General features: G+C 72.0%; 15 protein-coding genes and 1 tRNA gene. 5 read left to right on the top strand and 11 right to left on the bottom strand.

Going from position 1 to position 13,716, the window contains the following annotated elements; genetic code table 11:
- Positions 1-54: 54 nt before the first annotated feature.
- The 5 genes from RH861_RS07490 to RH861_RS07470 form a co-directional block, all read right to left on the bottom strand.
- Positions 55-381, bottom strand: coding sequence for a hypothetical protein (locus tag RH861_RS07490; protein ID WP_310520490.1), 327 nt, complete (start codon positions 379-381; stop codon positions 55-57).
- Positions 382-562: 181 nt separating this feature from the next.
- Positions 563-1,105: a helix-turn-helix domain-containing protein gene (locus RH861_RS07485; RefSeq protein ID WP_310520489.1), complete on the bottom strand. Its 543-nt coding sequence runs from the start codon at positions 1,103-1,105 to the stop codon at positions 563-565.
- Positions 1,106-1,398: 293 nt separating this feature from the next.
- Complete coding sequence (locus RH861_RS07480; protein WP_310520488.1) at positions 1,399-1,704, bottom strand: hypothetical protein; 306 nt, start codon at positions 1,702-1,704, stop codon at positions 1,399-1,401.
- Entirely contained in the window at positions 1,701-1,892 is a 192-nt protein-coding gene (locus RH861_RS07475) for a hypothetical protein (RefSeq protein WP_310520487.1), read from the bottom strand. Before RH861_RS07475 ends, RH861_RS07480 begins: the two co-directional genes overlap by 4 nt.
- Positions 1,892-2,089: a helix-turn-helix transcriptional regulator gene (locus RH861_RS07470; protein WP_310520486.1), complete on the bottom strand. Its 198-nt coding sequence runs from the start codon at positions 2,087-2,089 to the stop codon at positions 1,892-1,894. Before RH861_RS07470 ends, RH861_RS07475 begins: the two co-directional genes overlap by 1 nt.
- Positions 2,090-2,268: 179 nt before the next feature.
- Here RH861_RS07470 and RH861_RS07465 point away from each other — a divergent pair, with 179 nt between their 5' ends.
- Positions 2,269-2,733: a hypothetical protein gene (locus RH861_RS07465; RefSeq protein WP_310520485.1), complete on the top strand. Its 465-nt coding sequence runs from the start codon at positions 2,269-2,271 to the stop codon at positions 2,731-2,733.
- Positions 2,734-2,824: 91 nt separating this feature from the next.
- Complete coding sequence (locus RH861_RS07460; RefSeq protein WP_310520484.1) at positions 2,825-3,883, top strand: tyrosine-type recombinase/integrase; 1,059 nt, start codon at positions 2,825-2,827, stop codon at positions 3,881-3,883.
- A 360-nt stretch (positions 3,884-4,243) separates the two neighbouring features.
- On the opposite strand, the gene RH861_RS07455 is transcribed toward RH861_RS07460, so the two are convergent.
- Positions 4,244-4,837 (bottom strand): hypothetical protein, encoded by a 594-nt coding sequence (locus RH861_RS07455; protein WP_310520483.1) that lies wholly within the window; start codon positions 4,835-4,837, stop codon positions 4,244-4,246.
- Positions 4,838-5,004: 167 nt separating this feature from the next.
- On the opposite strand from RH861_RS07455, the gene RH861_RS07450 reads away from it, so the two are divergent.
- Together RH861_RS07450 and RH861_RS07445 are read left to right on the top strand one after the other, a co-directional pair.
- Positions 5,005-6,744 (top strand): serine/threonine-protein kinase, encoded by a 1,740-nt coding sequence (locus RH861_RS07450; protein WP_310520482.1) that lies wholly within the window; start codon positions 5,005-5,007, stop codon positions 6,742-6,744.
- Positions 6,745-6,761: 17 nt separating this feature from the next.
- On the top strand, positions 6,762-7,547 hold the full coding sequence (locus RH861_RS07445; protein WP_310520481.1) for a TIGR01458 family HAD-type hydrolase: 786 nt from the start codon (positions 6,762-6,764) through the stop codon (positions 7,545-7,547).
- Here the strand turns inward: RH861_RS07445 and RH861_RS07440 are convergent.
- The 5 genes from RH861_RS07440 to RH861_RS07420 form a co-directional block, all read right to left on the bottom strand.
- Positions 7,544-7,804, bottom strand: coding sequence for a hypothetical protein (locus tag RH861_RS07440; protein WP_310520480.1), 261 nt, complete (start codon positions 7,802-7,804; stop codon positions 7,544-7,546). The genes RH861_RS07445 and RH861_RS07440 overlap by 4 nt on opposite strands.
- A gap of 134 nt (positions 7,805-7,938) precedes the next feature.
- Positions 7,939-8,901, bottom strand: coding sequence for a hypothetical protein (locus tag RH861_RS07435; protein WP_310520479.1), 963 nt, complete (start codon positions 8,899-8,901; stop codon positions 7,939-7,941).
- 46 nt (positions 8,902-8,947) lie between these two features.
- A complete protein-coding gene (locus tag RH861_RS07430; RefSeq protein ID WP_310520478.1) occupies positions 8,948-10,609 on the bottom strand; it encodes an FAD-dependent oxidoreductase in 1,662 nt (553 codons plus the stop codon).
- Positions 10,610-10,613: 4 nt separating this feature from the next.
- On the bottom strand, positions 10,614-12,881 hold the full coding sequence (locus tag RH861_RS07425) for a hybrid sensor histidine kinase/response regulator (RefSeq protein ID WP_310520477.1): 2,268 nt from the start codon (positions 12,879-12,881) through the stop codon (positions 10,614-10,616).
- Positions 12,882-12,983: 102 nt separating this feature from the next.
- Positions 12,984-13,295, bottom strand: coding sequence for a hypothetical protein (locus RH861_RS07420; RefSeq protein ID WP_310520476.1), 312 nt, complete (start codon positions 13,293-13,295; stop codon positions 12,984-12,986).
- Between the two features lie 46 nt (positions 13,296-13,341).
- Here RH861_RS07420 and RH861_RS07415 point away from each other — a divergent pair.
- Positions 13,342-13,423 (top strand) — tRNA-Leu (locus RH861_RS07415).
- Positions 13,424-13,716 lie beyond the last annotated feature (293 nt).

Below are 13,716 nucleotides of genomic sequence, written 5' to 3'. Positions count from 1 at the left end.
GGATCTTGCGCGTTAGAGCGAGCCGTTCCGGCTCTCAATCGCGCTGAGAACACTCTAGGACCGCCCTCCGACATCGGCGGCGGCGGCCGCGGCGTGTCGTGCCACCTCCGCGCGGATCTGCTCCCAGGCGATGCGGCCCGAGCTCGCGTCGACGAAGCCCTCGCGGACCTGCGCCGGTACCTGCGTCGGGTCGACGCCGGCGGCCCCGAGCTCCTGGTCGATCAGCATCCCCTGCAGCTCCACGACCTGCGCCGCGTACTCGGCCGACCGGGACTCCTCCTCGCGCAGCCGCTGCCGGTAGGCCTCCGCCTCCCGGGACGCCTGCCAGATGCGCACCAGGGCCTCCTCGAGCGTCCTCGGCGCTCGCTTCCGTCTGGTCACAAGCCCCTCCCCACCACCTCAAGAACGGCACCCGGCCGACTCACCGAATCCGAGACCACTCCATCTCTCATCGACATCCCGCGCGCTCGCGCGCGTAAGAGTTCTAAGAGTTCTTCAACAAGAGGAATGGAATGGTCAGCCTGAGCCATTGGGCGTGCAGGATGACCCTTCCGCAGAATGGTCAGGCTGACCCTTCCGCAGCCCTGCTCGACAGGGCCGCCCACAGCCATCCCGGCTCGTCCTTCCGCTCCCAGAACTCGGTCGCCGGAACCCCCTTCAGGGAGAGCTTGTGCGCGATGTCCGGTGCAGCCCCGAGCCACTCGCGCCCCAGCCCGAGACGGGCGAGTTCGCCCTCCTCCCGACTCAACCGCTTCTCGACCTCGCGCGGCGACTCCGGCTCGAATGCCGGCGCGACCTCCTGGACCTCCTCGGCTTCCTCGGCAGGCCGGAGCAGCAGGAACAGTGTGCCGACCTTCCTCCCGGACGGGTCGAGCCTCGGCTGGCGCTCGATCAGGCCCGACTCCTCGAGCTCGGCGAGCTTCCGCTTGATCGACGCGCTGCTCAGGTTCGTTCGGCGCTGAATGTCCGCGTAGTCCGGCCACGCGAACCCCTTCCGGTCGTTGAACCGGTCCGCCAGGGCGAGCAGCACGTGGCACGCCCCCGGGCTCAGGGTCGGGTGCTCGGCCGGCACTCCCCAGGCCCACTTCAATGCCGAGTTCGACATCAGACACGGCCACCCTCCTCCTCCTCGCGAAGGATCCGCTCGGCCTCATCGAGGAGGATGTCCGCGGCTAGGGCGATCGCCTCAGCCCGCGAGAGCACGGTACGCCTCCGCGATGCTCACGCCCTCGTCAATCACTCGCCGCGCAATGTCGAGCGGGCTCGGCTCAGGGGTGACCCCGATGCTCGGCGGGTGGGCGCTGGTAGTCTTGTTCACGATCGTTCTCCTGTTCTGGGTGTTCGGTCCTTCGGCCCCGCTACGCGTTGCACCGCTGGCGGGGTCTTTCCTTGCCGCCGTCACTTCTCGATCGACGGGTCGCTGAGCAGCTCCTCGACGGCCTCCAGGATCACCGCGGCGAGCCCCACGGCATCCGCCAGCGGCACCTCGAGCTCCTGCCCGCTCTCGTCGCCGACGATCACCATCCTCCGCGGCGCAGTCGGCTCCCCGCCCTCGTACGACTGGAACAGCGACGCGAACGCGTGCACGCCGTTGGCGGTGCGCTTCTCGCCGTCGAAGCTCACGTGACCCGTGGTCGGGTCGCTCTTCTCGACGTGCTCGTCAGCAATGACCGCCCACTCCGGGCGGCTGATCTTCCTGGTCACCGTGCTCCTCCTTCATGTTCGCGCTGCTCGATGCGTGCGAGCTGGCGCTCCAGCGACTCCACGGCCTTCGGCAGCGCGTCGCGCATGCTCGTCGCCGAGACGGGCCCGCGCGCGACACGGACCGTCGTCGTGAGGCGACTCGAGCCTGCCTCCAGCGTCAGCCGGGCCTCGCCGGCGCCGACGCCCATCACGCACTCGCCTTCTCGGCGGCGTCCTTCGCGATCTGGGCGTCGACGTACGCGGCGACGTCCTCCTCGCGGAACATGCGCCGGCGGCCCAGCTTGAACGAGGCCGGCCCGGTCCCCTGCGCGATCCAGTAGCGCAGCGTGTTCTCCGGCACGTTCATGGCCTGCGCGGCCTCCGAGAGCTTCAACAGCTTCCCCATGATGGACTTCCCTTCGTCGTGTTGAGCCCTGACGCGGCCCGACAACAGCACGTTGCCATGGATTGTTCGCTGTGTCAACACGTGACACAACCAAACAATCGATGTACGCTCGCCTCATGCCAGTTGAGGTCTCCGAGGTAACGACGGCGGGTCGCTGCAGAGTCGACCCGGATGTCTCCGTGCCGAGAGAGCTTCGCATCGAGGTCCGCGACGATCCCGCCGTCGAGCATGACGTCGACATCGACGCCGAGTTCTCGGTATGGGAGCTCCGGTACGAAGTGAAGCGCCTCGAGGCGTTCCAGCGCCCAGAAGGCGGGGCCATCACGAGCGAATCACTGCGCCGCCTCCCGGTCCAGCGGCTGCTGCAGCTCGGCATCGACCTCGCGGTCTCCCTCGACGCCGGCGGCGTGCTGAACACGAGCGACCAGGAGCTCGCCGACATCGCCCGGCACGGACCAACCGACTACACGCTGCTCTGGGTCGCGAGGCTCTACACGATCGCGCACGTGCGCTTCGACCCGCCGACGAAGACGGTCGCCGAGCGGCTCGGCATCACTCACCGCACCGCCACCTACTGGGTGAAGCTCGCTCGCGATCGCGGCGTCCTGTGGCCACTGTCCACCGAGGAGGGCTCCGATGGCTAGCGTCCGGAAGCTGCCGAGCGGCCGCTGGCAGGCTCAATTCCGACCGGTCCCTGGCGGGAAGCAGATCACGCGCACCCACGAGCGGAAAGCCTTGGTCGAGCAGTGGCTGCAGGAGCAGATCGCGGCGAAGGTCACCGGCACGTTCGTGAACCCGCGCGACGGCCGCACCACGTTCGCGAGCTACTACGCCGAGTGGTCGGAGCGGCAGATCTGGACGCACGGTACCCGCCGCGCGATGGACCTCACCGCGCGCTCGGTCACGTTCGCCGACGTCCCGCTGCGACAGATCCGTCGATCGCACGTGGAGCTCTGGGTCAAGGCGATGCAGACGCAAGACCGCGGCACCGACGCGGCCGGAGGCATCCGGCAGGGCCTCGCGCCGCAGACGATCAAGACGCGGCTCATCAACGCCCGTACGGTCTTCCGCGCCGCGATCGTCGACCGGAAGATCGCCACCGACCCGACACTCGGCGTTCGCCTCCCCCAGACCCGCAAGGCCGCTCAGGCGATGAAGATCCCGACGCCCGACGAGGTCCGCGGCATCCTCGCGGCCGCGGCGCCGCACCAGCGCGCCCTGTTCGCCGTCTGCGCGTTCGCCGGCCTCCGTCTCGGCGAGGCGTCCGCGCTGCAGGTCGGCGACATCGACTTCATGAAGCGCACGATCGCGATCCGCCGGCAGGCGCAGAAGACGCGCGGGAGCACGCTCGAGATACGCCTCCCGAAGTACGGGTCAGAGCGCGTCGTCGCGGCCGCTGACGGCCTCCTCACGCTCCTCGGCGCGCATGTGGCCCTCCACGGCCTGCAGGGCGCTCCGGGCGCCTTCCTCTTCGCCTCGGAGAGCGGCGGGCCGGCTGCACCCTCAACCGTGCACCACGCCTGGACGACCGCGCGCGACAAGGTCACCAGCGGCGGGTACCACCTGCACGACCTCCGGCACTTCTACGCCTCCGGGCTGATCGCCGCGGGCTGCGACGTCGCAACCGTCCAGCACGCCCTGGGGCACGCTTCCGCGACGACGACGCTACGGATCTACACCCACCTGTGGCCGAAAGCCGACGACCGCACCCGAGCGGCCGCGCAGGGCATGCTCGACGCCTCGCTCGGAGCTGTTGACGAATTTCTGACGAACGCCGCGGCCAGTTCCGCGTGATTCCGGGCCAGAACGGCCCTCCTGTGAGTTGATCCAGATCTCCTCGACGGTCGGGTCGTCGAAGAACGGCTGCAACGGCCCGTAGCCGGTGATGGATGCCACGACCTCGCGTGCCGCGTCGCGCTCGTCGACGAGCGGGGCATGGGCGCCGGCGAGCGCACGCTCGGAGTAGCGCTGCACCTCCTCTGCGACGTAGCGCGAGGCGAGTCCCTCGTCTCGTGCGAGGTCGACGCCCTCGCGCAGCACCCGACCGCGCACCCGCTCGGCGATGGTGCGCACGGGATCGGACATGCGCTCCATCTTGGAGAGCCGCGGCGATGAGCCCCCGAAGTTATCCACACCGGGGCCGCCGGACCGCGCTCAGCGGAGCGGATCCTCCATGCCGGCGGGATGGTGCGTGACGGCGAACGCGTACGCCACCTTGAGCAGGAACAGGGCCGCGGCGACGAGCAGCAGGAGCGGCGCGACATCCGTCATCGCCCAGATCACCACGCCGGCCAGGCCGAATGCGAGCACGAGACCGCCGACCGGCTGCTGTATCCGCGACGCGTGCAGCAGGTTCACGGCCGACGCCCCCACGAGCGTGTACGCCGTGACGGCGAGCGCGAACCAGAACCCCTCGCCCAGGGCGAGCGCGATGACCACCAGGTGCCAGTGCACGGCGATGAACATCCACCGGTTTCGGGGCCGCTCGGCGTAGTACCGGTCGGTACCGCGCGTGAAGTTCGCCACGGCGCCGCAGCAGATGTCGGCCACGAGCAGCACCGCGATCGCGGCACGCCACCACGCGACGCCGGCGAGCGACTCGACCCCGGCGAGGCACACGACCGCGGCGAGCGCGAGCCCGCCGACGACCACGAGCGCGAGCTCGACGGGCGACTGCACCTCGCCGAACACGTCGTGCAGCGCCTTCGGCATCCGGATGTCGCGCACCCGCGGCGCACGGCTCGTCATGCCGCGAGGCTACCGCCCGGCACTGTCCAGCGCCGCTCAGCGCGGCTCAGCGCCGCCCTGCGCCGCCCTGCGGGCGGACCTTCCCACACCGGCTCCGTCGCCGCAAGCCCGCGAGACCGCACCGCCGACGGCGGTACCGTCGGCGTGGTGCCGCAAGGAAGACCTCGATGAACACGCCTCCCGCCCTGGTCGCCGACCGCTATCGCCTCGTGCAGCTGATCGGCAGCGGCGGCATGGGCGTCGTCTGGCACGCGTGGGACGAGCGCCTCGAGCGCACGGTCGCCCTGAAGCTGCTGCGCACCCAGCCGGAGCTGACCGACGAGGAACGCGAGGTCACCACCAAGCGGGCCATGCGCGAGGCGCGGATCAGCGCCGGCCTGCACCATCCGCATGCCGTGCCGGTGTTCGACGTCGTCGAGCACGAGGGTCAGCCGTGCATCATCATGCAGCTCATCGAGTCGACGCCGCTGTCGGCGCTGCTGCAGGAGCACGGCACCTTCACGCCGCAGCAGACCGCGCGCGTCGGCGCCGAGATCGGGTCGGCACTCGCCGCCGCGCACCGCCGGCGCATCGTGCACCGCGACGTGAAGCCGGGCAACATCCTGATCCGCGAGGACGGGTCGGCGCTGATCAGCGACTTCGGCATCGCGCAGGCGCTCGGCGACACCACGATCACCGCGACCGGGCTCGTGCACGGCACGCCCGCCTACCTGGCACCCGAGGTGGCGCGAGGCGAACCGTCCAGCTTCGCCTCCGACGTGTTCTCGCTCGGGTCGACGCTCTATGCGATGCTCGAGGGCGGTCCGCCGTTCGGCACCGACCAGAACGCGATCGCCCTGCTGCACCGTGTCGCACAGGGCGACGTCCCGGTCGCCGAGCACGCCGGACCGCTCGAGCCGGTGCTGCGCGAGATGCTGGCGCCCGATCCGAAGCAGCGTCCCAGAATGTCCGTGGTCGCCCAGCGGCTCAGCGACCTAACCCAGCAGCTGGCGACGGATGCCGCGGAGCCGGCGGATCGCGACGAGCCCGCCGTGCCGACGGTTCCGCTCGCCGGCGCCGGCGCCGGAGGGGCCGCGGCCGCCGCCGGAACCGCCGCCGCTGCGGACGACGTCGACACGCGCGTCCTCGGCGCCACCGCCGCCACCGAGTCGCTCGACGAGTCCGGGGAGCGCGGCGAGCCCGGCGAGCCCGGCCAGGGGGCCGCCGACGCCGCGCAGGACGCCGAACCGGCCGTCGCGCGTCCGGACCGCCTGGCCGAACCGCTCTTCCCGTGGATGGCCGACACCCCCGCTGCCGCTGCCCCGCCCGCGGAGCCGGCCGCCGCCGACCGTCCGTCCGGTCGCCGCCCGGGACGCACGGTGATCCTGATCGGGGCGCTGGTCACCGCCGCGCTGCTGACGATCGGCACCATCCTGCTGCTCACCGGCCTGCAGCAGGACGGCGAGACCGCCGCGCCACCCGAGACGGAGCCCGCGGCGACGTCCGAGCCACCCGCCGAGACCGATGAAGCGGAGCCGCCGGCCCCGGCCGAGACCCCCGAGCCCGAGCCCGCCCCCGAGACGGCCGAACCGCCGCCCCCGAGCGAGGAGCAGCGGACGGTCGACGCGCTGCAGGACTACTACGCGCTGATGCCCGGCGACCTCGACACCGCGTGGACCCTCATGACCGCCGACTACCAGGTGAACCACGTGGGCGGCCGCGACGCCTACCAGGCGTTCTGGGGCGACATCACCGACGTCGCCATCGCCGACGTCGTCGCGACCGCACCGGGCGAGGCGCAGGCGACGCTGACGTACACGTTCGCCGACGGGCGGGTCGTGCGCGAGGTCACGGCCTACCGCCTCGTCGACGAGGGCGGCACCATGAAGATCGCCGCGAGCGAGGTGCTGAGCAGTACCGGCCTCTGAGCGAGCATGATGGGCTCATGACCGGTGTGCTGCTCGATCTCGACGGCGTGGTCTACGTCGGCGACGAGGCGATCGCGGGCGCTCCCGAGGCGGTGGCCCGCCTCGACGCCGAGGGCGTGCCGTACTGCTACCTCACCAATACGACGTCCCGTCCCCGCAGCGCCATCGTCGCGAGCCTCGCACGGCTGGGGGTCGGCGCCGACGCCGAGCGCATCCTCACCCCCGCGGTCGCCGCCGCCGCGTGGCTGCGCCGCGAGGGCATCGAGCGTCCGGCGCTCTTCGTGCCGGATGCCACGGCGACCGAATTCGCCGGCCTCGAGCCGCTTGCGCCATCCGCCGACGAGGGTGCGGGCGCCGTGGTCGTGGGCGACCTCGGCGAGGGGTGGGAATTCGCCACGCTGAACCGGGCGTTCCGGCTGCTCATGGCCGACCCGCACGTGCCGCTCGTCGCACTCGGACTCACCCGGTACTGGCGCGCGCCCGACGGGCTGCGGCTCGACGTGGGTGCGTTCGTGCGCGCCCTCGAGCACGCCTCGGGACGCGAGGCGGTCGTGCTCGGCAAGCCGGACCCGGCGTTCTACGGTGCCGCCGTCGCCGCGCTCGGCGTGGACCCGAGCGACGTCGTGATGGTCGGCGACGACATCCGCAGCGACGTCGACGGGGCGCAGCGGGCCGGGCTCACCGGGGTGCTGGTGCGCACCGGCAAGTTCTCCCCCGCCGACCTCGACGGCGAGGTCCGTCCCGATGCGGTGCTCGACTCCATCGCGGACCTGCCGGACTGGCTCGCCGCACGACGACGCTAGAGGGTCGTGAGGATCCGCCCCGTCGCGAGCACGAGGCCGAGGATCGCGAGCGCCGCCAGCCAGCGGCGCGTGCGGGTCCCGAGCTCGGGCGCCGCGATCTCGGCGAGGACCAGCGCGGCCATCGAGACCGGCAGGGTGAACCAGATGCCCGACACGTGCACGAGCGCCGACGCGCCGGCGACGACGAGCACCGCGGCCTTCACGCCCGGCGGCCACTCCCGCTCGAGCGTGGTCTCGGTGTCGACGCGTTCGGTCATCGGCTCCCCCTTCCGGGGAGGCTAGCGCGAGCGATCCGACCGGTCTCGGGGCTTGACAGCGGGCGACGGATGGCAGTGCGGGCGCGCGGCCGGGCGATTCGTGGGCCCGGGCCCGGCCGGTGCAGCGGTGTCGATCAGCGCGGTCGCTCGGCGGCGCCCGCGGCCGCCTCCGCTGCGTCGAGGTCGGCACTCGCGCGGTCGGCGGCGTGCGCGGCGGCTTCGCGCGCCCGGGTGGCGGCCCGAGCCTCGCGCTCGGCCTCGGCGAGCTCGTCGCGCAGCCGGTCGAGCCGCTCCTCGAGCTCGTCTCGCTCGGCACGCAGCGCGGCCACGCGCTCGTCGGCGGCGTCGAGCGCGTCTGCCGCCTCGTCGAGTTCGCGCTCGGCGGTCTCGGCGCGCTCCCGCGCGGCATCCGCCTCGGCGCGGGCTCGCTCGCGCGCGGCGGCGCGCTCGGCCTCGGCCCGTTCGGCCTCGGCCCGTTCGGCCTCGGCGCGGTCGCCGGCGAGGTCGGCGTCCTCCTCGGGCGCGGACTCGGCAGCTGGCGCGTCCCCTTCCGCGTCGCCGGCCCCGACCGACGCGCGCGGCGCGTCAGGGACTTTCCCCGCCACGGCGCCCGACACGTCCACCTCCGACCCGACGGCCTGCAGCGACCGCACCAGCCGGCCGGTCAGCACCGCCGCACCCGCCTCGGCCGACACCGTCGCCGCCACGAGGGTCTGCTCGACCTCGTCGAGCACCGCGCGCGACGGACTCCGGTCCGCAGCCTCCGCGAGCTCGGTCGCCTGACGAAGGAGCCCCGCGACCGCTCGCCGCCGCTCGGCGACGAGCGCCGTGAGCGCGCGGCCGTCGCCCGAGCCCTGCGCGTCGGCGAGCTCTCCGCCGAGCCCCACGAGGTCGCCCACGTCGTCGGCGTGCTCACGCGCGAGGCGGTTCACGATCCACGCCGCGGGCGACGGCCGCTTCAACGCCGAGATGCGCTTGGCCAGATCCCGGTCCGACGCCTTCGCCTCCGCCGCGCGGGCGTTGCGCGCCGCCGTGAACTCCTCCGGCACGAGCGCGTACAGCGCGTCGGCCGCGTCGGTCAGGGCATCGGTCGCCATCGCCCCATCATGTCGCGAACGGATGCCACGCGGCATCCGCTCGCCCTCAGACCGTCTCGAGGTACTGGTGCACGAGGCTCACCGCGAGCGCCCCCTGCCCGACGGCCGACGCGACGCGGCGCATCACGTCGTGGCGGACGTCGCCCGCCGCGAAGATGCCCGGCACGCTCGTCTCGAGCAGCAGCGGATCACGCCGCAGCGTCCACCCGCGCGGACGCCGACCGTCGTGCACGAGGTCCGGTCCCGTGAGCACGAACCCGTGGTCGTCGAGCTCGAGCAGGCCGCGCACGAGGTCGGAACCGGGGACCGCGCCGATGAAGATGAACATCGCGTCGGCGGCCAGGTCCTCCTCGGCATCCGTGACCGTGTCGCGCACCGTCATCGAGGTGAGCCGGTCCTCCCCCTCGAGCTCGGTCACCTGGGCGTGCGGTCGCACGGTGATGTTCGGCGTCGCCTCGATCTGGTCGATGAGGTACTGCGACATGCTCTTCGCGAGCGAGTCGCCGCGAACCAGGATCGTCACGTGCTCGGCGTACCGCGACAGGAACATCGCACCCTGGCCCGCCGAGTTCGCGCCGCCGACGACCACCACGCGGCATCCGCTGTAGCTGACGGCCTCGCTCGCTGCGGCACCGTAGTAGACGGATGCCCCGTTGAGCCGTTCCTCGCCGGGGATGCCGAGGGTGCGCGCCTCGACGCCGGTCGAGAGCACCAGCGCCCGGGAGCGCAGCTCGCTGCCGTCGTCGAGGGTGACGATCTTGTACGAGTCCTCCACCCGGATGCCCGTGACCGCCTGCGGATTCAGGATCTCCGCGCCGAGCCGCTTGGCCTGCGTGACGGCGCGGCGCGCGAGGTCGGCACCGCTGATGCCGTGCGGGAAGCCGAGGTAGTTCTCGATGCGGGAGCTCGTGCCCGCCTGGCCGCCCGGCACCTCGCGTTCGATCACGGCCGTCCGCAGCCCCTCGGACGCGCCGTACACCGCCGCGGCGAGACCCGCCGGCCCGGCGCCGATCACGATCAGGTCGTAGAACGGCGCCTGCGGCGGCGCGCGCAGCCCGATGCGCTCGGCGAGCTCGTGCAGGTCGGGGCACGAGAGCACCGTGCCGTCCGGCAGGAACACCACCGGCAGGCGGGTGCTGCCGGGCGTGGTCGCCTCGACGAGGGCCCGCGCCCCCTCGTTGCGCTCGATGTCGAGCCACTGGTACGGGATCTGGCTCCGCGCGAGGAAGTCCTTCACCGCATGCGTCGTCGGCGACCACAGCGCCCCCGCGACCCGGATGCCCTCGTAGACCGGCGGCGTGTTCGCCTGCCAGTCGTCGAGGAGGTCGTTCAGCACCGGGAAGAACCGCTCCTCGGGCGGATCCCACGGCTTCAGCAGGTAGTAGTCGAGGTCGATCTTGTTGATGCTCGTGATCGCGGCATCCGTGTCGGCGTACGCCGTGAGGAGCACGCGCTTCGCGTCGGGGTAATGCGTGATGGCCTCGGTGAGGAACTCGGTGCCCGACATGCCGGGCATGCGCTGGTCGACCACGAACAGGGCCACCGGCGTGCCGCGGCGCTCGAACTCGGCGATCGCCTCGAGCGCCTCCTGTCCCGAGCCGGCCTTCACGATGCGGTAGTCCTCGCGGTACCGCGACTGCAGGTCGCGGGCGACCGCGTTCAGCACCTGCGGCTCGTCGTCGACGGTCATGATGACGGGCTTCGCCATCCGATCACCCCTCCTCCTGCTGCAGGGCGCCGGCCGGCGCGCCGGTCTCGCCGTCGGGTGCGACGCCGATCGGCAGGCGCACCGTGAACCGCGTGCACCCGTCGCGCGACTCGAGGTCGAACTCGCCGCCGTGCTTCTTCACGATGATGTTCCGCGAGATCGCGAGCCCCAGACCGGTGCCCTCACCGGGGGCCTTCGTCGTGAAGAACAGGTCGAAGAGCTTCGAGCGGATGTCGGCGGGCACGCCCGGCCCGTCGTCCTCGACCTGCACCTCGACCCGGTCGCCCGCGCGTCGCGCGCGCAGCGTGAGCGTGCCCTGGCCGCCCATCGCGTCGATGGCGTTGTCGATGAGGTTGGTCCACACCTGGTTCAGCTCGCTCGCGTACGCCTGGATCAGCGGCAGGTCGGCGTCGAACTCGCGCACCACCCGCACGCCGTGCTTGAGCTTGTTGTGCAGGATCACGAGCGTGTCGTCGAGCCCCGTGCGCACGTCGACGTCCTGGACCGGGGTCTGGTCCATGTACGTGTACATCTTGAGCGCCCTCACGAGTTCGACGATGCGGTTCGTCCCCACCACGATCTCCGACAACAGGGCGTAGATGGCGGACTTCAGTCCCAGCCACTCCACGACGACCGGCAACCGCTCATCGCCGAACACCATGCCGAGCTCGTCCAGGCCGTCGCGCGTGACGCCGAGGTTCACGATCGAGGCGGCCAGGTCGCCGCCGGAGCGGACGTCGTAGCGCTCCAACCAGTCCTCGACCTCGGCCTCGCGGTCGCTGCGCTCGACCGCGCCGAGCTCGACCGGATCCCGCGCCCGCCGCGCCGCCAGCGCGTCGAGCTCCCGGAGCTTGTCGAGCCGGGAACCGTAGAGGCCGAGCCGTCCGAGCTCGATCTGCGCCTCCTGAAGCCGCGCGAACACCTCCGAGGCCTGGGCGGCGCCGCGCTGGGCAGCGGATGCCGGATTGTTCATCTCGTGCGCCATGCCCGCGCTCAGCCGCCCGATCGAGGCCATCTTCTCCTGCAGGAGCAACTGGTCCTGCATGCTGTTGATGCGCTGGATGGTCTCCTCGAGGGCGGCGTTGCGCGCCCGGAACTCCGCCTCCTTCGCACGGAACTCCTCCTCGCTGCGACGCAGGGCCGCTTCGGCCGCCCGGCGCTCCGCGAGGTCGCGGATGATGCCGGTGTAGTACCGGTCGCCGCCCACGGTCCAGGTCGACAGCGAAAGTTCCACGGGGATCTCGGCGCCCGACGCCGTGAGCGCCTCCAGCTCGACCGTCGTGCCGATGACGTGCGCCTCGCCCGTGGCCGCGTACCGCGCCATCCCGGCGCGGTGCTGCTCGCGATACCGCGCGGGGATCACGAGTTCGAGCGAGCGGCCGAGCGCGTCGGCCTCGCTGTGCCCCAGGATGCGAGTGGCCGCGGGGTTCCACGACACGATGCGCCCGGTGTGGTCGGCCGAGATGATGGCGTCGACGGCGGAGTCGGTCACCGACCGGAACCGCTCCTCGGCGCGCACGCGATCGCTGATGTCGCGGATGATCCCGGTGTAGTAGCGGTCGGCGTCGAGGAACCAGGTGCTGAGCGCGAGTTCGATGGGGAACTCCGTGCCGTCGCTGCGGAGCCCCGCGAACTCGACGGTCCGACCGATGAGGTTCGTCGGACCGCCGTGGCTGACGCGTTCGATCGCGGTGCGGTGCTGTTCGCGGAACCGTTCGGGGATGATGAGGTCGAGCGTCCGTCCGACGGCCTCCTCCTCGGGGTGACCGAACAGGTCGGCGGCGGCGCTGTTCCAGCTGCGGATCACGCCATCGGCGTCGGTGGAGATGATCGCGTCGATCGCCGACTCCATCACGGAACGGAACTTCGCCTCCGACTCCCGCAGCGCCGCCCGCGACCGCGAGATCGTCACCTGCCGCTGCACCCGCGCGAGCGCCTCGTGCGGATCGAGCGGCGTGGAGATCAGGTCGTCGCCGACCTGCAGCCCCCGCACCCGGCGCTCGACGTCGGACTCGGCGACGAGGAACACGACGGGCAGGTCGCGCGCCCGGCCCGCGTGGTGCAGGTCGGCGGCGAGCTCGAACGGGTCCGCCCGCTCCAGTCCGACGTCGACCACGATGAGGTCGGGCGCGGCCGCGAGCGCCTCGGTCGACCGCTCCAGGTCGCCGGGCGCGTGCACCACCTCGTACGCGTCGACGCCGAGCAGGTCCCGCAGTTCGCCGGCTGCCCGGGCGTCGTCGGAGACGACGAGGATCACTCCGCGGTCGCCCACGAGCCCCACCTCCCCCGCTGCATCGCGCCGGACGGCCCACCGCCAGAGTAGCGACGCGCCCGAGGCCCGGCCAGCGTCGACGGAGGCCCCGAACAGGGGTCGTCAGTTGCCGACGGTCGCGAACAGGATGAGCGCTCCCTGGGTGACGAACACGAACCCGCCGAGGATGATCGCGGCCATCGAGATCCATCCCGGTCCCGTCGACGGATCCTCCCGGAACCGTCGACGACCCTGCACGCCGAGCGCGAGCGCGATCCCCGAGACCCCGAGCGCCCAGAGTGCCGGCAGCGCCAACGAGAGGGCGGCGAGCAGCAGCCCGATCACCGCCGCGGGCGACACGGTGCCGAACCAGCGGAGCGCGCCGCCGCGCGGGGCACCGTCGGCGTCGCCGCCGCCATCCGGTCGTTGCACCATGCGCCCCAGTCAACCGCATCGCGCCGCCTAGACTGAACGGGCACTCGCGGGAGTGGTGAAATCGGCAGACACGCAGGATTTAGGTTCCTGTGCCTTCGGGCGTGTGGGTTCAAGTCCCACCTTCCGCACTCTGTTCTACGGCGCTAGCCCCCGGGAATCTCGCACCCACCGAGAGACGAGCACGAAAGGGCGTGAGCATGGGCAGGTCGGCCAAGAACGACGCGGTTCGTCTTACGCGCCGGCGTGAGCAGAAGCGGGAGTATCAGCGGCGGTATCGGGAGCGGAAGCGGCAAGAGAAGCGTGAGGCCGTCCGCGCGGCGCACGCGGCCGCTGAGGCGCCCGGGGAGATGTCGCGGGTGGTTGATGCGGCGGTAGGTGCGATGAAGTGGCTCCAGCCGTCTGACGGCGCTCTGATTGCTCA

This window comes from Agromyces indicus, from assembly GCF_031432295.1.
GTDB lineage: Bacteria > Actinomycetota > Actinomycetes > Actinomycetales > Microbacteriaceae > Agromyces > Agromyces indicus.
Note: the sequence above shows the minus strand (reverse complement) of the source record. Positions and strands in the feature narration are given on the sequence as shown.